Consider the following 20514-nt stretch of genomic DNA (forward strand, 5'->3'; position numbering starts at 1 on the left):
TGCCGCCGACTTCGTTCACTGCGGGGTGCTCCTCTCCACCGGCACGACGACCGCCGTCGCACCGTCGATCCCGGTCACGAGCACCTGCTCGCCGACCGCGACATCCGCCTGCTCGGTGATCGGCGACAACCGGGCCGTCCACACGTCGCCGTTCTGCAGCTTCACCTGGCCGCCCACGCTGCTGAGGGTGCGCACCACGCGCCCCTCCGCGCCGATGAGCGCGTCGATGTTGCTGCGGGTCGGATCGCCGCCGCGGCGCAGGACGCGCAGGAGCGGTGGACGCAACAGGAGGATGAGGAGCACGGCGACCACGGCGGCGATGATGAACTGCGCCCACCAGGGAATGCCGAACAGGCCGGACAACAGCCCGGCGACGCTGCCGAGCGCCAGCATCAGGAACGTCATCTCGAGCGTGAAGACCTCGATCGTCGCGAACGCGAGGATCAGTACCAGCCAGACGATCCAGGCGTACTGGGTCAGCACATCCATTCGGTCTCCTTCGAAGTCGAACGCGGCCCCCGCTTCCGAACCTAGCAGGGCACGCGTTCCAGCGGGAGGTTGATAGGGTCGACCCCGGCGGCGATCGGGCGTTCCGTGACCCGCCGACGGCACGCGTCCGAACGAGGAGATCGACTTGACCAACCCACTCGCCCCCGGTTCGCTCGAGGGCCGCGTCGCCCTCGTCACGGGGTCCTCCCGCGGCATCGGCGCGGACACGGCCCGCTACCTCGCCGAGGCCGGCGCCGCCGTCGTCGTGAACTACCGCAGCAAGAAGCCCCGCGCCGACAAGATCGTCGCCGGCATCGAGGAGGCGGGCGGTCGCGCCCTGGCCGTCGAGGCCGACCTCACCGACTACGCCTCGGTCGAGGCGCTCTACGCGCAGGCGAACGAGGCCTTCGGCCCGATCGACGTGCTCGTGCTCAACGCCTCGGGCGGCATGGAGAGCGGTCTCGGCGAGGACTACGCCATGCGGCTCAACCGCGACGCGCAGCTCAACGCCCTCGAGACCGCGATCCCGCACCTCGCGCCCGGCGCGCGCATCGTCTTCATCACGAGCCACCAGGCGCACTTCATCCGCACCCACCCGACGATGGACGCCTACGAGCCCGTCGCCCTGTCGAAGCGGGCCGGCGAGGACGCGCTGCGCGAGCGCATCCCCGAGCTCGAAGCCGCCGGCTTCTCGTTCGTCGTCGTGTCGGGCGACATGATCGAGGGCACGATCACCGCGACCCTGCTCGAGCGCGCGCAGCCGGGCGCGATCCAGGAGCGCAAGGACCAGGCGGGTCGTCTCTACAACGTCTCCGAGTTCGCGGCCGAGGTCGCGACGGCCGCGGTCGAGCCGGTTCCGGCCGGTCACACGCACTACGTGGGGGATGTCTCGGGCTTCGCGCCCAGCGCGCTCGACTGACGCGCGGCACCGCCGACGAACGAAGGCCGGCCCGGAGGAGTCCTCCGGGCCGGCCTTCGGCGTTGCGGCAGGTCAGGCGGCCTTGACGCCCCGGCCGAACGTGAACGCACGGACGATCTGCACGATGCCGAGCACGATGAGTGCGATGCCGGCGAACCAGAACAGCACCACGGCGCCCCACAGCGGCGAGAACAGCACGATGATGCCGGCGACCAGGCCGAGGATGCCGAAGAAGATCGCCCACCCTCGCGACGGCGCGTCCCCCGACTGCACGAGCGTGACGACGCCCTCGACGATCCACAGGATGCCGATGAAGACGCCCAGGAAGACGCCGATCACGACGGCCGAGTTGCTCGGGTTGAACAGCACGATCAGCCCGCCGATGACGAACAGCAGGCCGAGGATGATGTCGAGCGCCCTCGAGCCGCCCGAGATGCCCCGGGAGAAGATGCCGAGCCCCAGGTAGGCGATGCCGGCGATCAGGAAGTAGAGCCCCAGGAGCCAGGTCAGGACGATGACCGAGTCCTTCGGCCAGAACGTGATCAGGATGCCGAAGATCAGCGCGATCACGCCGGCGATGCCGAGCGTGGCCCGGATCGTGTTGATGCTCGACTTCGAGAGGTCCGCCGCATCCAGCGAGAACGCGGCGATGAATGAGTCGGACTGCGAGTTGGTCATGCGATGGGGCCCCCTTCTTCGCGCGCCGGGTGCGCGCAGGGTCAGGCTAGTGCGCCGGGGCGGGCGAGCGACAGAGTTTCCGCGCGAGTCGCCGTGGGAGGTCTTAGCATGCCGACATGCGGCGAAACGGGAGGCATCGTCGGGTCGGGCGCGCAGCGGTCGCCGGCATCGTCGCGCTCGCGCTCGGTCCGGCCGTGGTCGGATGCGTCGGACCGACGGGTCCGTCCGCGCCGCCGCCGCCCGGAGCAGGTGAGGCCGGAAGCCCCGCTCCGACCGGGTGGCCGGGGGAACTGCCCGAACCGGACACCGCGATCTCGGTCATGCCCGGCCAGCGCGGCGACTGCCCGATCGACCCGGCGGACGACGACCTCATCGTGTTCACCGTGTCGACGGGGGACGATACGACCCCGGTCCGCGTCACCTACCCGGTGTACCGGACCGACGGCCAGCGGATGATCCGCCGGATGACGGCGCCGGGCCCGGTGATCACCGTGGTGGTCGCCGACTGCGCCGACGCGGAGCCCACGTCGAACTGGGGCTTCCATGCCGACACGGACGGCGAGGTCGCGCTCAGCTGCCTCGCCACCTACCGGGGCGTGCGCATCGGCTCCGACACGGCGGCCGCCGGAAGCGCGGCCGGCGGGGGAGCGAGCGTCGACTGCTCGGGCGCCGCGCCGGACTGACGCGTCAGCGCGCGAGGCGGGCGAGGAGTCGCCCGGCGGTGTCGGCCGCCGCCATCGCCGCGTCGCGATCGGCGGCGTGCTGGGCGCGTACGACGGCGCCGTCGACGACGACGAGCACGTCCTCGACGAGTTCCTCCGCCGGCTCCAGGCCGACGTGCTCGACGAACGCGAGCAGGGTCTCGCGGAGTTCGTCGTCGTGCCGGCGCACGACGTCGCGGGCCACCGGCGCGAGCGAGGCATCCGCCAGCGCGTTGATGAAGGCGGAGCCGTGGAACCCGTCGCTGCCGAACCACTCGCGCAGCACGTCCGCGATGCGCTCCAGGCGCGGCCCGCGCTCGTTCGCGAGTGCGTCGACGCGGCGTACGAACCAGCGCATCCACTCCTCGTGGCGGCGTCGCAGGTAGGCGGCGACGAGGTCGTCCTTCGATGGGTAGTGGCGGTAGAACGACGCCTTCGCGACGTGGGATTCGGCGATGACGCGGTCGATGCCGACGCGGAGTCCCTCCTCGTAGAAGAGGCGGTTCGCGGTGTCGAGGATGCGCAGCGGGGGTGCGGAGGTGGGGGCCACCGCGCCATGCTGACAGACAGTTCTGTCTCACGGCAAATCGGCACGCCGCGACGCGCCGCGGCGCGGGGGACCGGTCCGTCCGGGCGATCAGCCGAACGCGAACCCGGGCTCGAGCGGCGGGGCGAATCGGAGCTCGCCGACGGGCTCCTCACCGGTGAACGACACCCACTGCACGAGCGCCGGGTCGAGGTCGCCGTACCGCAGGCGCGTCCCGCCCGTGAACCCCAGCCGGCGGAAGATCGCCGGGTTGCCGATCAGGGCGCACCCCGTCGCGCCGGCGGCCTCGAGGTCCCGGAGGCCCGCCTCGATCAGCGCGCGGCCGATCCCGTTCCGCTGCAGGTCCGCCCGCACCGAGACGGGCCCGAGCCCGAGCCATCCGCCGGGGTGTCCGTCGATCGTGACCGGAGAGAACGCGACGTGGCCGACGATCTCGCCGCCGGCCCCGGTGCCGACCGCTCCGTCGAGCTGCGCGACCAGCGACCGCGTCAACTCGCCTCGCGCCCGCAACGCGCCGACGATCTCCGCCTCCGTGCCGGAGGCGAACGGCATCGGCGCGAACGCCGCTTCGGTGAGGGCGTGGATGGCGACGGCGTCGGTGACGCGCTCCGTTCGGATCGCGATCCCGTCCACGTGTCCCCGCTCCCCGTCGCGTCGTCGCCGCGCGGCGTCGGACCCGCGCGATCCCGACCGAGCGTAGCGGTCGCTGGACACCGCCTCGACGAGGTGGAAGCATCGCGAAGGTGACGAGCCCGGCCGACGACCAGCACCTGCGCGACCTCGCGCTGATGCGCCGCGTGCGCGACCGGATCGACCGCGAATACGCCCAGCCGCTCGACGTCGACGCACTCGCCCGCGGGGTCAACATCTCCGCCGGGCACCTCAGCCGCGAGTTCAAGCGCGCCTACGGCGAGTCGCCGTACAGCTACCTCATGACCCGTCGCATCGAACGCGCGATGGCGCTGCTGCGCCGCGGCGACCTCAGCGTCACCGAGGTGTGCTTCGAGGTCGGATGCTCCTCGCTCGGTACCTTCAGCACCCGGTTCACCGAGCTCGTCGGCGTGCCCCCGAGCGTGTACCGCCAGCAGCCCGACGGGCTGTTCGAGGCGGTACCGTCGGTGCTCGCCAAGCGGGCCGCCAGGCCGGTCAGGAATCGAGAAGCGACCCGCGCCGCGCGCCAGTAGCTTGGCGGCATGGACATCACGATTCAGTACACGTTCCTGCCGCACACCGACCCCGAGGCATCCCTCGCGTTCTACCGCGACACCCTCGGCTTCGAGGTGCGCAACGACGTCGGCTACGAGGACATGCGGTGGATCACCGTCGGACCGGCCGGCCAGCCCGGCACGTCGATCGTGCTCACGCCGCCCACGCCCGACCCCGGCACCACCGACGACGAGCGCCGCACCATCGCGGAGATGATGGCGAAGGGCACGTACGCGAGCATCGTCCTCGCCACCGAGGACGTCGACGGCGCCTTCGACCGCGTCGCGGCGAGCGGCGCAGAGGTCGCCCAGGAGCCCATCGACCAGCCGTACGGCGTGCGCGACTGCGCCTTCCGCGATCCCGCCGGCAACATGGTCCGCATCCAGGAGCCGCGCTGAGGCGCGCCGGGCCGCTGCGTCGGTGCCGACGGCCAAGATGGATGACATGACGAATCCCGCAGACAGCCACGACCTGATCCGCGTCCAGGGCGCCCGCGAGAACAACCTGAAGGATGTCTTGGTCGAGATCCCGAAGCGGAGGCTCACGGTGTTCACCGGCGTCTCGGGATCGGGCAAGAGCTCGCTCGTGTTCGACACCATCGCGGCCGAGTCGCGCCGGCTCATCGACGAGACGTACAGCGCCTTCGTGCAGGGATTCATGCCATCGGTGCCGCGGCCCGACGTCGACGTGCTCGACGGACTCACCACCGCCATCCTCGTCGACCAGGAGCGGCTCGGCGCGAACCCGCGCTCCACCGTCGGCACCGTCACCGATGCGAACGCGATGCTGCGGATCCTGTTCAGCCGGCTCGGCGACCCGTACATCGGCGGGCCGACCGCGTTCTCGTTCAACATCCCGACGCAGAAGGCCAGCGGCATCATGACGTCGTCGACCGGCGACAAGACGATCGTGCGGAACGTCGTCTACCTCGGCGGGATGTGCCCGCGGTGCGAGGGCCGGGGCTCCGTCTCCGACATCGACCTCACGCAGGTGATCGACGAGAGCCGGTCGCTGAACGAGGGCGCGATCATGGTGCCCGGGTACACCGCCGACGGCTGGATGGTGCGCGGCTTCGCGGAATCGGGCTTCTACGACCCCGATACGCCGATCGCCGACTTCACCGAGAAGGAGCGTCACGCGCTGCTCTACAGCGAGCCCACCAAGGTCAAGATCCAGAACATCAACATGACCTACGAGGGGCTCATCCCCAAGATCACGAAGGCGATGCTGTCGAAGGACCTCGACGCGCTGCAGCCGCACATCCGCGCCTTCGTGGAGCGGGTGGCCACCTTCACCAGGTGCCCCGAGTGCGACGGCACGCGCCTCACCGAGGGGGCGCGGTCCTCGAGGATCGACGGCGTCAGCATCGCCGACGCGTGCCGCATGCAGGTCACCGACCTCGCCGAGTGGATCCGCGGACTCGACCGGCCGGAGGCGAAGCCGCTGCTCGAGGCGCTCGGAGCGAACCTCGACGCGTTCGTCACCCTCGGGCTCGGTTACCTCAGCCTCGAGCGGCCGTCGGGCACCCTGTCGGGCGGGGAGGCGCAGCGCATCAAGATGCTGCGGCACCTCGGCTCGTCGCTGACGGATGTCACCTACGTGTTCGACGAACCGACCATCGGCCTGCACCCGCACGACATCCAGCGCATGAACACCCTCCTGCTGCGCCTCCGCGACAAGGGCAACACCGTGCTCGTCGTCGAGCACAAGCCCGAGGCCATCGCGATCGCCGACCACGTCGTCGACCTTGGCCCGCTCGCCGGCAGCGGCGGCGGCGAGGTGGTGTTCGAGGGGACGGTCGCGGGCCTCCGATCGAGCGGCACCCTGACGGGCCGGCACCTCGACGACCGCGCGGCGATCAAGCCCGCCGTCCGGACGGGGTCCGGCGCGATCGAGATCCGGGGCGCCGACGAGAACAACCTGCAGGACGTCGACGTCGACATCCCGCTCGGCGTGCTCACGGTCGTCACGGGCGTGGCGGGATCGGGCAAGAGCTCGCTCATCCACGGATCGGTGACGCGCCGCGACGGCGTCGTCGCGATCGACCAGGGCGCGATCAAGGGCTCGAGGCGGAGCAACCCGGCGACGTACACCGGCATGCTCGAGCCGATCCGCAAGGCGTTCGCGAAGGCGAACGGGGTGAAGCCGGCCCTGTTCAGCGCGAACTCCGAGGGAGCCTGCCCCACCTGCAAGGGGTCGGGCGTGATCGTCACCGAGCTGGGCTTCATGGACACCATCGAGACGCCCTGCGAGGACTGCGGTGGCAAGCGGTTCCAGGCGGGCGTGCTCGAGTACAAGCTCGGCGGCCTCGACATCACCGAGGTGTTCGACCTGCCGGTGGCGAAGGCGCGCGAGTTCTTCTCGTCGGGCGAGGCGAAGATCCCGGCCGCCGCCGGCATCCTCGGTCGCCTCGAAGACGTCGGGCTCGGCTACCTCACCCTCGGTCAGCCGTTGTCGACCCTGTCGGGCGGTGAACGCCAGCGCGTGAAGCTCGCGATCGCGATGGGCGAGACCGGCGACGTCTACGTGCTCGACGAGCCCACGACGGGGCTCCACCTCGCGGACGTCGCCAACCTCCTCGGCCTCCTGGACCGACTCGTCGACTCGGGCAAGACCGTCATCGTGATCGAGCACCACCAGGCCGTGATGGCGCACGCCGACTGGATCATCGACCTCGGGCCGGGCGCGGGCCACGACGGTGGACGCATCGTGTTCGAGGGCACGCCGGCCGACCTCGTCGCCGGGCGCTCGACCCTCACGGGGGAGCACCTCGCGGAGTACGTCGGCCGATGACCCAGACGCTCCGGGATCGTGCGACGCGACGGACCGACACGATCCGACTGCTGACCGCGCCGGCCGCCGACGTGTGGGTGGCGACGGCGTCGCCCGACGGGACTCCGCACTTGGTGCCGCTCTCCCTCGGCTGGATCGATGAGCGCGCCGTCATCGCGCTCCAGCGGGGCTCGGCGACCGCCCGGAACATCCTCGCCACCGGAATCGCGCGGCTCGCCGTCGGGCCGACGCGCGACGTGGTGCTCATCGACGCCGAGCTCGAGGACTGCGTGGACGTGGATTCGGCCGCGCCCATCGGCGAGGCGTATGCCGCCCAGGCGGACTGGGATCCGCGCGGCGAGGTCGGCTACGTGTTCATCGTGCTGCGTCCGACTCGGATCCAGGCCTGGCGCGAAGCGAACGAGATGACCGGACGGGTGCTGATGCGCGACGGCACGTGGCTCGCATGACCCAGGTCGGCGACGACGACATTCCGCAGTCCGTGCGGATCAGCCCGCGAGATCGGCGTACTGGGAGTTGCCCGCCAGGAACGCCGCGACGACGGGGCACCGGGCCGTCACCAGGAGGCCCCGGTCGCGGATGTCGTCGAGCACGTCGGCGATCAGGTCGCCGGCGATGCCGCGGCCGCGGAAGTCCGGATCGACCATCGTCGTGAGCACGACGACGCGGTCGCCCGCGAGGTCGTACCGGATGCTGCCGATCTCGCGGTCGCCGAGCACCGCCGTGTACCGGAGCTCGGCGACGCGATGGTGCACCGAGATCTCGAGGTCGGCGTCGGTCGACGGCACGTCGACCTGGTGGATCGCCGCTGCGGTGACCTCGTCGACGAGGGCGAGGGTGCCCTCATCCAGGGTGCCCGCACCATCGGGATAGCCCGCCGCGTCGGGGTACTCGATCCGCCGGGTCGTTCCGCTGTCGCTCATGGGTTCGCTCCTCTGCGTCCATCTGAAGGCGTCTCATCAAGGCAGACCGGACGACAGGCCCGTCTGTGACCACCGGACGCCGATCCCGTGTCCTCGTGGAGATCCTCTCGGGCGGAAATATGGGGGATGTCTTCCGTATCGGCGACACCGTCCGGCGCAATGCGGGGGAGTGGACGCCCGCCGTGCACCGGCTACTCCGCGAGCTCCGGTCGCACGGTGTCGACGGCGTGCCGGAACCGCTCGGCACGGATGACGTCGGGCACGAGATCCTGACGTTCATCGCGGGGGAGAACCTCGCGTCAGCGCCGCCTGCGACGCTCTGGTCGGAGCAGGTGCTGCACGACGCCGGCGTGATGCTCCGGCGCATCCACGACGCGAGCGTCGGTCTCGTCGACGCCGGACTCATCTGGCGGTCGCCGACCCGGCACCCGGTCGAGGTGATCTGCCACAACGACTTCGCGACCTACAACCTCATCGTGCGAGGCGGGTCGCTCGCCGGCGTCATCGACTTCGACTTCGCCGCACCCGGTCCGAGGGTCCGCGACCTGGCCTACCTGGCGTACCGGCTCGTGCCGTACGCGGAGGATTCGCCCGAGGCATCCGGCCTCGATCGCGATGCGCGGCTCCGCCTCCTGCTCGATGCGTACGGCACGGATGCCTCGCCGCGACGTGTGCTCAAGGCGATGAGCGACTACCTGGGCGAACTCGAGTCCTTCACGCGAGCCCGTGCGGCGGAGACGGACCGGACCGACCTCCTCGACCACGCGGCGATGTACCGACGGGACGCCGACCGGTTCGGAGGGTCGTGACGACCGAGGGCGATCGCGCCGAGCGCGAATCGGTAGATTATGTCCGACTTCGGGAGAGCGGCGGCCTGCAGCGCTCGCGTGCGACCAGGCCCGGACCTCGCGGCGTTCGTCCGGATTCCCGGACTGGCGAATGCCCAGGACGTTCTCACCCCAAGAAACGAACGCGTTGACGAGCGATGTCCTGCGCTCGTGAGCCGACTTCGATGGCGATCTCTTCCTCGACAACTCGCGTGTGATCAGCACTTCATCATTACGCCGATAATGCACATTATGTCGGTACGGATCCAAAGAGCTGGCGAGACTGCGAACTCGCCAACGCCGATTGCCCCCCGTTTTTGCTTCAGGGTAATCGACCCGGACTAGCTCCGTAGAGCTAGCCGGATCGAATACCGGAGTGTGACGACAGCGAGCGATGACCTTCCTAGCGTGAGCTTCATGAACTCACTCCTGTCGAAGCCGGCACGAACGCGATCGCACTCGATCGGTCGCAACACGCTTCTCGTCACGACATTCGTCATCGTGATGCTCGCTGTCAACGCGGTCGCCTCCGCGCTCACGAACCCGCTCGTGGCGCTCGTCATGGGACCCGCCATGGGCGTGTTCGTGCTGTGGCTGTATGCCCGCTTCGTCGGACGCGTCGAACGTCGTCCGGTCGTCGAACTCGCACGCCCACGCGTTAGGCGGCTGATCATCGGCGCGCTGGGTGGGCTCGCCCTCGCCGCGGTCACGATCGGGGTCATCGCAATGCTCGGCGGCTATCGGATCACCGGTGCCGGCACGATGGCCGGGGCGCTCACGATCGTCGGCATGATGTGCGCGATTGCGGTGGCCGAAGAGGTGCTCTTCCGCGGGGTCATCCTTCAGTTGCTCGAGCGCGCGACCGGCACGTGGATCGCGCTCGCCGGTTCCGCGGTGCTCTTCGGGCTCGTGCACCTGCTCAACCCCGGCGCGACGCCGTGGGGCGCCGTGGCCGTCGCCGTCGAAGCCGGGCTCATGCTCGGCGCCGCGTTCGTCGCGACGCGGTCGCTCTGGCTGCCCATCGGGCTGCACCTCGGCTGGAACGTCGCGCTCGTCGCGCTCTTCGGCAGCGTCTCGTCGGGTTCGGACGCGCAGGGCTCGCTGGTGGACGCGGTGACGCAGGGGCCGGTCTGGCTCACCGGCGGCGCGTTCGGCCCGGAGGCGAGCCTCGTCGCGATCCTCGCGTGCTCGGCCGTGACGGCGGGGCTGCTCGTCTGGGCGCAACGCAACGGCCGCATCGTGCCTCGTCCGCGCCGCACGGTGATAGGAAGACGGGATGCAGGAGTTCCTCAGCTTCTCTGATCAGCTGCGGCTGATCGGCGAACGGTCGGCCGCCTTCCGCGCGGCGGTCGCCGCGGCACCCGGCCTCGACGTTCCGATGCCGACCCATCCCGAGCGCACGCTGTTCGATCACGTGCAGCACGTCGGCATGGCTCGCCGCAAGGCGGCCGCCATCGTCGCGGCAGGGCCTGCGGATGCTCCGCCGGAGGAGTCCGCCTGGGGAGGCGGAAGGAATGCGCCTCGGGAACGCGAGGCCCTCCTGGCCTGGTGGGTCGAGTCCGTCGAGCAGTTGACGAACGTCCTGCACGAGTCCGGCCCGGATCGCGCGTGCTGGACCTGGTGGGCGGATTCGCCGTCACCGCAGACGTCCGGCGCCTGGGCGCGGCGCCAACTCCACGAGATCGCCGTGCACACCTACGACGTCCAAGTGCTCCTGGGGGTCCCGCAGCCGATTCCGGCCGACATCGCCCTCGACGGTTTCGACGACTGCCAGTTCACCCTCTGCGCGACGACGGTCGCCTGGCCGCACGATCCCGCGATCGTCGAGTACCGCTCGGCCGAGGGCCGCTCCTGGCGCCTCCGGCTCTCGCCCGAAGGCGCACGGGTCGCCCGCCTCGCACCGACTGCCGAGCAGGACGCGGACGCGGCCGACGTCTCCGTGCGGGGCGCGGCGAGCGACCTGGTCCTGTTCTTCTACGGGCGAATCCCATTGGATTCGCTGGAGTTCGAAGGCGACCGTCGCATCTTCGATCAGCTCGCAGCCTGGGATCCGTCGGCGTGACCACCGACGGCATGGACCTCGGGCGGTCGGAGGATCAAGGGTTCGACGATCACCGGCGTACCCGATAGCGCAGGTGCAGCACCCGGTCTCCCTGGATCACCACGTCGGGGTCCTCCAGCAGGTGCTGCGCGCCGACCGAGCCGAAGAATCGCTTGCCGGCCCCGAAGACGACGGGCGCGACGTCCATGCGCACCTCGTCGACCAGCCCCGCGGCCAGAGCCAGGCCGCCGACCTCGCCCGCGGCGACTTCGACCAGGCGGTTCCCGGCGAGTTCCTGCGCCGTGGCGATCGCGGCCTCGACGCCGTCGACGAAGTGGAACGGTGCCGCGGGATCCCAGCCGTCGGGCGCCGGCCGGTGCGTGACGACGACCACGTGGTCGATTCCGCTCGGCGGCGTCCCCTCCCAACCGTCGGTCAGGTCGAAGACGTGGCGACCGACGATCGTCACCCCGATCCGGTCCCAGTACGACCGGACGTACTCGTGCGACGCCTGCGACACCTTCAACACACCGGTCTCGTCCAGCGGGACGTCACCGCCCGTCAACCAGTCGAACAGCGGCCCGGGATCGTCGTTCACGTCTGCGATGAAGCCGTCGACCGACACCGAGCCGTACATGACCACCTTGCCCATTCGCCGCTCCTCCGCCTCGGGATCGCCTCAACCTAGCCCGCCGCGAGCGAGCGCTCCAGTAGGTACCGCTCATCCCCCTGGTCCATCGTCCGCTCCCCCTCAAAACGGAGACAAGTGTTGGCTATACATCGGATCGATTGCGCGTTCAGCGGAACGCGCCGGAACCGAATCCGATCGTCCGTTCGCGCATACCCCGACGGCAACCCAATGAAATGGACAAACAATCTCCATTTAGACGTAATGTGCATTACCGGCGTTGCACATTACAGTCGATCCGCGGGCCAGTGAGCCCGCGCCCGCGGACTCAGGGGCCCTCAGCGCCAGAACTCCCCCAGCACATCGGCCATCGCGCGCCCTTGGTCGTATCCGGCTCGCGCCGCGGGCGGACGCGTCGCCGGGTTCATCATGTTGTCGCCGAACGCGCTGAGCGATCGCCCGTCCGGGAGGATCGTCTCGACCTCGCTGCCACCGGCGCGCAGTTCCTCCACCTGCGATGCGAGGGTCGCTCCCCAGGCGTCCGGCGTGCGCGACCTGCCGCCGAGGGGCGACAGCACGAGTACCCGCGAGGCTCCGGCCGCGAGGTCGGCGTTGTCGGCGTTCCGCCGGTACCCGCCGTCGATGTAGCGGCGATCGCCGATGCGGTACGCGAACCCGCCGGCGCAGCTGGCGGCGACGGCGTCGACCAGGTCGACTCCGCTGTGGCGGTCGAACACGACCGGCTCGGCGGTGCGCGCGTCGACCGCCGTGATCTGCACTCGCTGTCGCTCCGGCCACGACGCGCCCGGCAGCCGCGTTTCGACGGTGGCGCGCCACCGCGCGGATGCGGCGTCGTCGGAGGCCGGATCCGCGTCGAGTGCCGCGCCCATCCGGCGACGCCAGTCGGCCAGGTCCTCGGACGCGGCGATGATCGCATCCATCCTGGCGAGGTGGTCGGTCGTGAGGCGGCCGGGCGCAGGTCCACCTGCGGCTCCGGCCGGTCGAGCGGCCGGTCGCCCGACCGGCCGTGCGGGGGCGGCGAGGATGTCGGCGAGCAGGTCGGCGGGCGCGGCGCCGGTGATCTGGGCGGCCGCGGTGGACCCGGCCGACGTCCCGATGATCAGGTCGGCGTCCGAGACATCCAGCCCGGCCTCATGGAGTCCGGCGACGACGCCGATGAGCCAGGCGTTGCCCGCCGATCCCCCACCGCCCAGGACCAGGGCGGTCCGAATGGGCGGAACGAGGCGGTCGGTTGCGGTCGAGTGGGCGGTGAGTGAAGCGGAGAGGTTCATGTCGGGAGCTTTCTGAGCATGATGCGTGCAGCGCTCCCCCGCGACGCTACGTCAGTCGCGCGATCGTGAAGTCCGAGGAGCGCCCAGGGTGGACGTTGCGTGCAATGGGCTCACCTCCTCGGTTCGTGTCACGTTCGCCCAGAGCCTACCGCCTTCGCGGAGGCGACGGCGATGCGGGTGCGAACGGATCTGGGGCACGATCGAATCGAACCGCGATAGTCGGGTGCCGGCGCACGTCGACGGGAAGGCTGGGAGGCGAAGGAGGGACCGTGATCGTCACGCTCAACCGGGTGGTCGAGGTCGTCGAGGAGCACCTCGCCGACGACCTCGATGTCGCCGCTCTCGCGCGCAGCCTCGGCACGACCGAGTACCACGTCCGGCGGATGTTCTCCGCGCTCGCGGGGATGCCGCTGTCGGAGTACGTGCGGCGACGCCGCATGACCGTCGCCGCGGCCGACCTGCTCGGCGACGGTGACCTGCTGGGCATCGCGGTCCGGTACGGCTACGGCTCGACCGAGGCGTTCGGCCGGGCGTTCCGATCCGTGCACGGCGCCGGCCCGGCCGACGTGCGGCGCGACGGCGGTCCCCTTCGCTCGCAACCGCAACTCAGGTTCCGCCTGACCGTCGAAGGGAACACCCCCATGGACACCCGCATCGCAGAACGCCCCGCCTTCCGGCTCATCGGCCACGCCGCCCGCGTGCCGCTCATCCACGAGGGCGCGAACCCGCACATCCAGGCGCACATCGCCGGGCTCCCCGCGTCGGAGCACGTCCGCCTCAAGGAGCTGAGCAGCACCGAACCGGCCGGACTGCTCCAGGTGAGCGCCGACGTCGACCCCGACTACACGGAGGGCACCGAGCTGACCTACCTGCACGGCGTCGCCGTCGCCGCGGGCGAGGTCGTCGCCGACGACCTCGACGTGATCGAGGTTCCGGCCGGCACCTGGGCGGTCTTCCGCACCGAGGGGCCGTATCCCGCCGCGCTCCAGGCGGCATGGGCCGCGACGGCGACCGACTGGTTCCCGTCCAACCCCTGGCGACTGCGTCCGGGGCCCTCGCTCGTGGCGGTACTCGACCGCGCTCCCGACTTCAGCACCGCGACCTGCGAGCTGTGGCTGCCGGTGGAGCGCGACTAGGCCGCCGTCGCGAGCTCCCCGTACCCCATGGCGATGAGGAACGAGAGCGCCGCCAGCACGATCGACACCGGCACCATCGTGGCGCGCTCGAGCTTGCTCCGCGAGATCGCGTTCATGCCGATGCCGAGCACGAAGTACGCGAAGATCACCCACATCGCGATCTCCGAGAACGGCTCGCCGAAGACGTCGATCGCACCGACCCGGTCCCACGCGATCACGGCGATGAACGCGTAGACGAGGATCGAGACGGCGCTTCCGATGCGGAGCCGCGCGGGGAGCACGCGATGCTGTCCGCCCCACGCGTAGCGGCCGAGCGGGGCGCCGAGGACGAGCGCGAGCTGGAAGACGGCCAGCAGGCCGAGGACGACGGTGAGGGCGAGCGCGAAGGGCACGGCTCCCACCGTAGTGGCGGCGGGCATGCGGTCGTCGGGCACTCCCCGCTTCAGCGGAAGGTCAACGCGTCGCCCACGGGTGGCGCTCGTCGTAGGCGCGCCGCAGGTAGCGCGGCGCCTGCACGCACCACGCCTCGATCACGAGCTCCTCGAGGTGATCCGGTTCGATGCCCGCCATGCGGAACGCGACCTTGGGCTCGCCCCACCGCGTGGTCCGCGCGAGGAACACCGACGGCTGCATCTCGACGAGGGCGAGCGCGTCGACCGGGTCGGCGACCTTCACGCCGACGACGAGCTCGGTCGCGATGACCGCCCGCTCCGTCTCGGGGATGCTCGGCCACGGATGGCACTCCCAGGCGTAGGGCTTGCCGCGTACGAACCAGGCCGCGCCGCCCGTCGTCGCACGTTCCTCGCTGCCCGGCAGCGGGGCGGCGATACGCCGCACGTCGTCGAGGGTGGCCACGAGGTGAGCGTACCTCCGGCTCCCGTCACAGGGCCTTGCGCATCTGCTGGGTGACCACCCCGTACCCGTTCGACGCGTACAGTCCGATCGCCACCGCGTTGCGCCCGAAGACGTTGAGCTCCAGCGCGCCGGCACCGGCGCGCCGAGTCGCCTCCTCCACGGCGTCGAGCAGGGCGCGCCCGAGGCCCGCGCCACGCCGGGACTCGAGGATCTCGATGTCGTAGAGGAACGCGATGCCGGGGGCCCCACGCGGATGGTCGAGCCCGACCCAGGCGCGACCAACGGGTTCACCGTCCGCGTCGACGCCGCGGAGCAGGAGCATCCGCGGCGTGTCGCGCCCGGCCGGCAGCAGGTCCGCGTTCTCCTCGCGGGCCCGCTCCACCGCGCCGTCGGCCGCCCACCGACCGGCGGCCACCTGGTCCGCCGCGTACTCCTCGGCGAGCTCGGCCTGCCAGGCGTCGTACTCGTCCTCGGTCATCGGTCGCACGGTCACGGTCGTCATGCCGCCATGCTGGCACGGCGCGGCCACTGCCGCCCGCTCACGCCTCCGCGCGGGCGAGCACCTCGAGCCGGTTCCCGAAGCCGTCGCGACAGTGGAAGCGCACGAAGCCGGCGAGGGTGTCGCGGTCGGCCCAGGACAGGTCGTAGCCGCCGACGGCGACGCGCGCCGCGATCGCCTCGAGCTGGTCCACCGAGTCGACGAGGACGGCGGGATGCGCCAGGTCGGGCGCGCGGAACGGCTCGTCCACGCCGAGGTGGAACTCCGCGGTCACGACGCCGTCCTGGACGGCACGGAACCAGCAGCCGCCCCGGTGCGCCAGCGCCGACGGCTTCGGCACCTCCGTGAGCCCGAGCACCCCGGCGTAGAACTCCCGCGCGCGGTCCTCGCCGCCGCGCGGGATCGAGACCTGGACGTGATGCAGCCGCACGGATCCTCCTTCGGATGTCTCGCGCCAATCTATCCCGCCCGGCCCCCACTCCCGATTCGAACACGCGTTCGATAGGCTGTGGCCGTGCCCACGGCTCCCCCGACGTCGCCCGCCGACGCCTGCGTCATCGTCACCGACGGCATCCGGTGCCGGGCGCTCGCCGAGCCTGGCGCGCCCCTCGCGCTCTGCCGCGATCACCTCCTGGTCGCGCACGACTGGGTCGTCGGCGAGGTCGGCCAGACCGACCTCCTGCCCGCCCCCTGCCGGCTCTGCGGCGGCCGGGTCGGCGTGCGCTTCCCGAGCGGATGGCTCTGCGCGACGTGCGACTGGCGGGTCGGCGAGGCGCCCGACGGCGAACTGCCGCCGCCGCGGGTCGACGTCGTCTACTACCTGCGCTTCGGCGACCGGGTGAAGATCGGCACGTCGTCCAACCCGAAGGCGCGTATCGCGGCGCTCCCCCACCATGAGGTGCTCGCGTTCGAGCTCGGCGGCCGCGCCCTCGAGCAGCGGCGGCACGCCGAGTTCGCCGAGCACCGCATCCCGGGCACCGAGTGGTTCGAGGCGAACGACGAGCTCGCCGTCCATGTCGCGCTGCTGCGCGAAGGCGTCGAGGACCCGTGGGAGCGCTACGCGGCCTGGCTCAGCCGGGAGGTCGCCCGGCGCGGCGACGGCTGAGCCGGGCGCCGTTCAGCCGACGAGGAGGGCGACGATCGCGGCGACCGCCGACACCGCGGCGATCACGAGTGCCGCCGAGATCAGCACGAGGTGCACCGTGTAGAACGGCGTCCGCCGGCCCGAGGCATCCCGGGCGCGCGGGTCGTCGGCGATGCGCTTCAGGAAGCGCGGCCAGACGATCGCGTTGAAGGCGGCGTTCACGAGCAGCAGGACGGCGAGGAGGGTGAGCATCCCCTCCAGCGTAGGCGTGCCGGACGCGGCGCCGATGCGCGGCCTCAGGTGCGCGGGTCAGCCGCGTTCCTGGAGCTTCTCCAGGCGCCGGCCGTCGGCCGGCATGCCGAGTTCGTTCAGCGGCGCGTCCTGGCGGCGCTCCGGGAGTCGGTCGTCCGTCGGGCACTCCATCAGCACGTTCGAGGACGACTCGTCGATGTAGTGCTCGCCGATCGGGTGCCCGCAGACCGGGCACGGCCGGGCCCGCAGTTCCTGCGGGTCGACGGGGTCGGAGGCGTCGGTCATGGGCGGGTCGCCGAAGATCGGCTCGAGTGCGTGGTCGACTCGATCGAAGAACCTGGTGAACGCGTTGCCGTCCTCAGGGCGGCTCGCCGCGTCGCGTGCCATGGGCGGATGCTACGCCCGAGCCATCCCCGCCGCCAGCGCCGCAGCGCGTGCCGCGCAGGCCGCCCTAGGCTGGCGGCATGTCCTCCGACGCATCCACCCGCCCCGTCACCATCGTCACCGGCGGAGGCCGCGGCATCGGCGCGGCCATCGCCGAGCGGCTCGCGAACGACGGTCACGATCTCTTCCTGACCTACCGCGACCGTGCCGCCGACGTCGAGGACGTCGCCGCGCGCTGCCGCGCCCTCGGCGCACGGGTCGAGGTGCATCGCGTCGAACTCGCCGACCTCGAGGCCGCCGCCGGCGTCGTCCCGGCCGCGATCGCCGCGTTCGGCACCGTGACGGCCCTCGTGAACAATGCCGGCATCACGGGGCTCATCGGACCCTTCCTCGACGCATCGATCGAGGAATCGGAGCAGGTCTTCCGCATCAACGTGCTCGCCCCGATCGTGCTCACCCGCGCGGCGATCGCGCATATGTCGACCGAACGCGGAGGCGCCGGCGGTTCCGTCGTGAACATCTCCTCGGGCGCGGCCACGAACGGCGCCGCGCACACGTACATCCCGTACGCGATGAGCAAGGCCGCGCTGAACGCCCTCACGACAGGCGCGGCGAAGGAGTTCGCCGCGGAGGGCGTCCGCGTGAACACGGTCTCGCCGGGCACGACGTTCACCGAGATCCACGCCGCGGCCGGGCGACCGGATGCCCCCGCTGAACGCGCATCCCGCATCCCGATGGGCCGTGCGGGCCACCCGCACGAGATCGCCGGCGCGGTCGCGTACCTGCTGTCGGCGGATGCCTCGTACACGACGGGCGCCGACATCCGGGTGGCCGGCGGCAACTGACGCCTCCGCCCACCCGGAGGTCGGGCTAGGCCTCCCCGAACCCCGAGGCGGCCAGCTCGGCGACCGCGCGCACGGCGTCGGCGCCCGACGGGTCGTCCGTCGCGATCTCGACCTCGGCGCCCTTCGTGAGCCCGAGCGCCATGATGGCGAGCAGGCTCTTCGCGTCCACGCCGTTCACGGTGAGCCGCTGCGGGAACGTGCTCGCGAGCTTCACGAGGTCGGCCGCCGGCCGGGCGTGCAGCCCCGACGGGTTCACGAGGGTCACCCGCCGTCGCAGGTCGCCCGTGTCGTCCTCCGCCGGAGGCGCGTCCTGCGACTCGGGAGCGGATGAACCGGCCGAGCCGTCCGGCTCCCCGGCGACCCCGGCCGCCGAGCGCGCGGCGGCCACGACCGCGTCGAGCGGGTCGCCCGTCTCGGCGGAGACCGCCGCGGCGACGCCGCCCTCGACGAGCGGGGCGTCCACGATGCGCACGCGCTCGCGCACCTCGTCGTCGAGGAAGTCGAGGGCCGTCTCAGCCGTGAGGATCGCCGAGCCGAGGTCGCAGAGCACCACCACGCCGGCGCCCGCGTCGGCTTCGGCGATGCCCTCGCTCACCTTGTCGAAGCTGGTGCCGATCCGCCCGTCGTCCGTGCCGCCGGCGGCGACGAGCACCGCGTTCGGCGCCATCTGCCGGGCCAGGTCGACCAGGCCGCGGGCGATGAGCTCCGAATGCGAGACGAACACCACGCCGACGCGCTCGCCGGCCACCTCAGTCCTCCGCCGCGGCGGCGGCCGCGGCCAGCAGGTAGGCGGTCGACTGCGCGCCGGGGTCGCGGTGGCCCGCCGAGCGCTCGCCGAGGTAGCTCGCGCGACCCTTGCGGGCGACGAGGGGGTCGGTGGCGACCGCTCCGTCGGCGGCGGCCTTCGCCGCCGCGGCGAGGACGCCCGCGGCATCCGATCCCGCGGCCACCGCGGCATCCGCAGCCTCGACCGCCGGCGTCCAGGCGTCCACCATGGTCTTGTCGCCCGACTCCGCCTTGCCCCGCGAGACGATGCCGTCGCGCGCCGCCGTGAGGACGGCGGCGACGGCCGCCGCGTCGAGTTCCGGCGCGGAGCCCGCTGCCACGGCGCCCTTGAGGTACGCCGTGCCGTAGAGCGGGCCGGCCGCGCCGCCGACCGTCGAGATGAGCGTCGTCGCGACCAGCTTCAGCACGTCGCCCGGCGTCGCGTCGTCGGCGACGCCGTCGAGCTTGCCCAGCACCGCCTGGAACCCGCGATCGAGGTTCTCGCCGTGGTCGCCGTCGCCGATCTCCCGATCGAGCGTGATCAGCTCGACGCGGTGCTCGTCGACGGTCGCCGCGCTCCGGCGCACCCAGTCGAGCGCCCAGTCGCGTCCGAGGCCCGCCACCGTCACCGTCCCCACCGGAGCGCCGGCGTCTGCACCGGGGCATCCCACAGGTCGACGAACTCGTCGTCCAGCTTCAACAGGGTGATCGAGATGCCCTGCATCTCGAGCGAGGTGATGTAGTTGCCGACCAGCGAGCGGGCGATCTCGATGCCGCGCTCGGCGAGCACCTCCGCGGCGCGCCGGTAGGCGATGTAGAGCTCCACCTGCGGGGTGCCGCCCATGCCGTTGACGAAGAGGAGCACCCGGTCGCCGGATCCGAACGGCAGGTCCTCGAGGATGGGCTCGAGGAGGCGGTCGACGATCGCGTCCGCCGGCTCCAGCTTGAGCCGCTCGCGCCCGGGTTCGCCGTGGATGCCGATGCCGAGCTCGTATTCGTCGTCGGCGAGCGTGAAGCTCGGCTCGCCCGCGTGCGGGACGGTGCACGGCGTCAGCGCCATGCCCATCGACCGGGCGTTCGCGTTCACCCGCTCGGCGATCTCGGCCACCTGGTCGAGCGTGTCGCCGCGCTGGGCGGCCGCGCCCGCGATCTTCTCGACGAGCACCGTGCCGGCGACGCCGCGCCGGCCGGCGGTGTAGAGCGAGTCCTTCACGGCGACGTCGTCGTTCGTGACCACCGCGCGCACCTCGATGCCGTCGGCCGCCGCGAGGTCGGCCGCCGTCTCGAAGTTGAGCACGTCACCCGTGTAGTTCTTCACGATGTGCAGCACCCCGGCGCCGCCGTCGACCGCCTTCGTCGCCGCGAGGATCGGGTCGGGCGTCGGCGAGGTGAACACCGCGCCGGGCACGGCGGCGTCGAGCATGCCGAAGCCGACGTATCCGGCGTGGAGCGGCTCGTGCCCGCTGCCGCCGCCGCTGACCAGGCCGACCTTGCCGGCCACGGGCGCATCCGCCCGGACCACGAAGATCGGGTCGGCCTCGAACCTGACCAGATCGGCGTGCGCCGCGGCGAAGCCGGCGACCGATTCGTCGACCACGCGCTTGGGGTCGTTGATGAGCTTCTTCACGGACGTCCCTTCCCCTCGGCTGC

28 protein-coding genes are annotated in these 20514 nt (G+C 71.5%); 12 read left to right on the forward strand and 16 right to left on the reverse strand.

The features are described from left to right. Positions 1 to 15: 15 nt before the first annotated feature. Positions 16 to 489, reverse strand: a complete 474-nt coding sequence (locus ACGGZK_RS13490) for an NfeD family protein (RefSeq protein ID WP_395243154.1) — start codon at positions 487 to 489, stop codon at positions 16 to 18. Positions 490 to 634: 145 nt separating this feature from the next. On the opposite strand from ACGGZK_RS13490, the gene ACGGZK_RS13495 reads away from it, so the two are divergent. Then, positions 635 to 1408: an SDR family oxidoreductase gene (locus ACGGZK_RS13495; RefSeq protein WP_395243155.1), complete on the forward strand. Its 774-nt coding sequence runs from the start codon at positions 635 to 637 to the stop codon at positions 1406 to 1408. A 72-nt stretch (positions 1409 to 1480) separates the two neighbouring features. On the opposite strand, the gene ACGGZK_RS13500 is transcribed toward ACGGZK_RS13495, so the two are convergent. Next, entirely contained in the window at positions 1481 to 2086 is a 606-nt protein-coding gene (locus tag ACGGZK_RS13500) for an HdeD family acid-resistance protein (protein WP_395243156.1), read from the reverse strand. Positions 2087 to 2202: 116 nt separating this feature from the next. On the opposite strand from ACGGZK_RS13500, the gene ACGGZK_RS13505 reads away from it, so the two are divergent. Then, positions 2203 to 2769 (forward strand): hypothetical protein, encoded by a 567-nt coding sequence (locus ACGGZK_RS13505; protein ID WP_395243157.1) that lies wholly within the window; start codon positions 2203 to 2205, stop codon positions 2767 to 2769. A 4-nt stretch (positions 2770 to 2773) separates the two neighbouring features. Here ACGGZK_RS13505 and ACGGZK_RS13510 read toward each other — a convergent pair whose 3' ends face one another. Continuing rightward, entirely contained in the window at positions 2774 to 3337 is a 564-nt protein-coding gene (locus ACGGZK_RS13510; protein ID WP_395243158.1) for a TetR/AcrR family transcriptional regulator, read from the reverse strand. 87 nt (positions 3338 to 3424) lie between these two features. Beyond that, entirely contained in the window at positions 3425 to 3967 is a 543-nt protein-coding gene (locus ACGGZK_RS13515) for a GNAT family N-acetyltransferase (RefSeq protein WP_395243159.1), read from the reverse strand. A gap of 155 nt (positions 3968 to 4122) precedes the next feature. Here ACGGZK_RS13515 and ACGGZK_RS13520 point away from each other — a divergent pair, with 155 nt between their 5' ends. The 4 genes from ACGGZK_RS13520 to ACGGZK_RS13535 are packed head-to-tail and all read left to right on the forward strand — an operon-like array spanning position 4123 to position 7782. Continuing rightward, positions 4123 to 4518 carry a helix-turn-helix transcriptional regulator gene (locus tag ACGGZK_RS13520; RefSeq protein WP_395246088.1) on the forward strand — a complete coding sequence of 132 codons (396 nt, stop codon included), beginning with the start codon at positions 4123 to 4125 and terminating at the stop codon, positions 4516 to 4518. 9 nt (positions 4519 to 4527) lie between these two features. Next, positions 4528 to 4938, forward strand: a complete 411-nt coding sequence (locus ACGGZK_RS13525; protein ID WP_395243160.1) for a VOC family protein — start codon at positions 4528 to 4530, stop codon at positions 4936 to 4938. Positions 4939 to 4984: 46 nt separating this feature from the next. Further along, a complete protein-coding gene (locus tag ACGGZK_RS13530) occupies positions 4985 to 7333 on the forward strand; it encodes an ATP-binding cassette domain-containing protein (RefSeq protein WP_395243161.1) in 2349 nt (782 codons plus the stop codon). After that, positions 7330 to 7782, forward strand: a complete 453-nt coding sequence (locus ACGGZK_RS13535; protein ID WP_395243162.1) for a pyridoxamine 5'-phosphate oxidase family protein — start codon at positions 7330 to 7332, stop codon at positions 7780 to 7782. The genes ACGGZK_RS13530 and ACGGZK_RS13535 overlap by 4 nt, the downstream gene beginning before the upstream one ends. A 39-nt stretch (positions 7783 to 7821) precedes the next feature. Here ACGGZK_RS13535 and ACGGZK_RS13540 read toward each other — a convergent pair whose 3' ends face one another. Continuing rightward, the gene (locus ACGGZK_RS13540; RefSeq protein ID WP_395243163.1) at positions 7822 to 8256 is read right to left on the reverse strand and encodes a GNAT family N-acetyltransferase; all 435 of its coding nucleotides are present in this window, start codon (positions 8254 to 8256) and stop codon (positions 7822 to 7824) included. Positions 8257 to 8375: 119 nt separating this feature from the next. On the opposite strand from ACGGZK_RS13540, the gene ACGGZK_RS13545 reads away from it, so the two are divergent. The 3 genes from ACGGZK_RS13545 to ACGGZK_RS13555 all read left to right on the forward strand — a co-directional run bounded on the left by ACGGZK_RS13545 (position 8376) and on the right by ACGGZK_RS13555 (position 11145). After that, positions 8376 to 9065, forward strand: a complete 690-nt coding sequence (locus tag ACGGZK_RS13545; RefSeq protein WP_395243164.1) for a phosphotransferase — start codon at positions 8376 to 8378, stop codon at positions 9063 to 9065. Between the two features lie 435 nt (positions 9066 to 9500). Then, positions 9501 to 10385, forward strand: a complete 885-nt coding sequence (locus ACGGZK_RS13550; RefSeq protein ID WP_395243165.1) for a lysostaphin resistance A-like protein — start codon at positions 9501 to 9503, stop codon at positions 10383 to 10385. Then, positions 10360 to 11145, forward strand: coding sequence for a maleylpyruvate isomerase N-terminal domain-containing protein (locus ACGGZK_RS13555; protein ID WP_395243166.1), 786 nt, complete (start codon positions 10360 to 10362; stop codon positions 11143 to 11145). Before ACGGZK_RS13550 ends, ACGGZK_RS13555 begins: the two co-directional genes overlap by 26 nt. 49 nt (positions 11146 to 11194) lie before the next feature. Here the strand turns inward: ACGGZK_RS13555 and ACGGZK_RS13560 are convergent, their stop codons facing one another. Then, positions 11195 to 11776, reverse strand: coding sequence for a dihydrofolate reductase family protein (locus ACGGZK_RS13560; RefSeq protein WP_395243167.1), 582 nt, complete (start codon positions 11774 to 11776; stop codon positions 11195 to 11197). Positions 11777 to 12090: 314 nt separating this feature from the next. Further along, positions 12091 to 13044 (reverse strand): patatin-like phospholipase family protein, encoded by a 954-nt coding sequence (locus tag ACGGZK_RS13565; protein ID WP_395243168.1) that lies wholly within the window; start codon positions 13042 to 13044, stop codon positions 12091 to 12093. 269 nt (positions 13045 to 13313) lie between these two features. Between ACGGZK_RS13565 and ACGGZK_RS13570 the strand changes: the two genes are divergently transcribed. Beyond that, positions 13314 to 14180 (forward strand): GyrI-like domain-containing protein, encoded by an 867-nt coding sequence (locus ACGGZK_RS13570; RefSeq protein ID WP_395243169.1) that lies wholly within the window; start codon positions 13314 to 13316, stop codon positions 14178 to 14180. On the opposite strand, the gene ACGGZK_RS13575 is transcribed toward ACGGZK_RS13570, so the two are convergent. From ACGGZK_RS13575 to ACGGZK_RS13590, 4 genes are all read right to left on the reverse strand, one after another. Beyond that, positions 14177 to 14572: a hypothetical protein gene (locus ACGGZK_RS13575; RefSeq protein ID WP_395243170.1), complete on the reverse strand. Its 396-nt coding sequence runs from the start codon at positions 14570 to 14572 to the stop codon at positions 14177 to 14179. The genes ACGGZK_RS13570 and ACGGZK_RS13575 overlap by 4 nt on opposite strands. Before the next feature lie 61 nt (positions 14573 to 14633). Then, on the reverse strand, positions 14634 to 15035 hold the full coding sequence (locus ACGGZK_RS13580) for a hypothetical protein (protein ID WP_395243171.1): 402 nt from the start codon (positions 15033 to 15035) through the stop codon (positions 14634 to 14636). A 25-nt stretch (positions 15036 to 15060) separates the two neighbouring features. Next, on the reverse strand, positions 15061 to 15537 hold the full coding sequence (locus ACGGZK_RS13585) for a GNAT family N-acetyltransferase (RefSeq protein ID WP_395243172.1): 477 nt from the start codon (positions 15535 to 15537) through the stop codon (positions 15061 to 15063). Positions 15538 to 15574: 37 nt separating this feature from the next. Further along, positions 15575 to 15964 carry a VOC family protein gene (locus ACGGZK_RS13590; RefSeq protein WP_395243173.1) on the reverse strand — a complete coding sequence of 130 codons (390 nt, stop codon included), beginning with the start codon at positions 15962 to 15964 and terminating at the stop codon, positions 15575 to 15577. Between the two features lie 84 nt (positions 15965 to 16048). On the opposite strand from ACGGZK_RS13590, the gene ACGGZK_RS13595 reads away from it, so the two are divergent. Continuing rightward, positions 16049 to 16639 (forward strand): GIY-YIG nuclease family protein, encoded by a 591-nt coding sequence (locus ACGGZK_RS13595; RefSeq protein WP_395243174.1) that lies wholly within the window; start codon positions 16049 to 16051, stop codon positions 16637 to 16639. Positions 16640 to 16651: 12 nt separating this feature from the next. Here the strand turns inward: ACGGZK_RS13595 and ACGGZK_RS13600 are convergent, their stop codons facing one another. After that, positions 16652 to 16870, reverse strand: coding sequence for an SCO4848 family membrane protein (locus ACGGZK_RS13600; RefSeq protein ID WP_395243175.1), 219 nt, complete (start codon positions 16868 to 16870; stop codon positions 16652 to 16654). Positions 16871 to 16927: 57 nt separating this feature from the next. Next, positions 16928 to 17257, reverse strand: coding sequence for a hypothetical protein (locus ACGGZK_RS13605; RefSeq protein ID WP_395243176.1), 330 nt, complete (start codon positions 17255 to 17257; stop codon positions 16928 to 16930). 77 nt (positions 17258 to 17334) lie between these two features. Here ACGGZK_RS13605 and ACGGZK_RS13610 point away from each other — a divergent pair, with 77 nt between their 5' ends. Further along, a complete protein-coding gene (locus tag ACGGZK_RS13610) occupies positions 17335 to 18099 on the forward strand; it encodes an SDR family NAD(P)-dependent oxidoreductase (RefSeq protein ID WP_395243177.1) in 765 nt (254 codons plus the stop codon). A 25-nt stretch (positions 18100 to 18124) separates the two neighbouring features. Here ACGGZK_RS13610 and dhaM read toward each other — a convergent pair whose 3' ends face one another. Genes dhaM through dhaK form a run of 3 tightly spaced genes read right to left on the reverse strand, consistent with a single transcriptional unit; the run spans position 18125 to position 20491 of the window. Beyond that, on the reverse strand, positions 18125 to 18847 hold the full coding sequence (dhaM, locus tag ACGGZK_RS13615) for a dihydroxyacetone kinase phosphoryl donor subunit DhaM (protein ID WP_395243178.1): 723 nt from the start codon (positions 18845 to 18847) through the stop codon (positions 18125 to 18127). A 1-nt stretch (position 18848) separates the two neighbouring features. After that, on the reverse strand, positions 18849 to 19493 hold the full coding sequence (gene dhaL / locus ACGGZK_RS13620; protein WP_395243179.1) for a dihydroxyacetone kinase subunit DhaL: 645 nt from the start codon (positions 19491 to 19493) through the stop codon (positions 18849 to 18851). Next, positions 19490 to 20491: a dihydroxyacetone kinase subunit DhaK gene (dhaK, locus tag ACGGZK_RS13625; RefSeq protein ID WP_395243180.1), complete on the reverse strand. Its 1002-nt coding sequence runs from the start codon at positions 20489 to 20491 to the stop codon at positions 19490 to 19492. Before dhaK ends, dhaL begins: the two co-directional genes overlap by 4 nt. Positions 20492 to 20514 lie beyond the last annotated feature (23 nt).

Source organism: Agromyces sp. MMS24-K17 (genome assembly GCF_043950245.1).
GTDB lineage: Bacteria > Actinomycetota > Actinomycetes > Actinomycetales > Microbacteriaceae > Agromyces.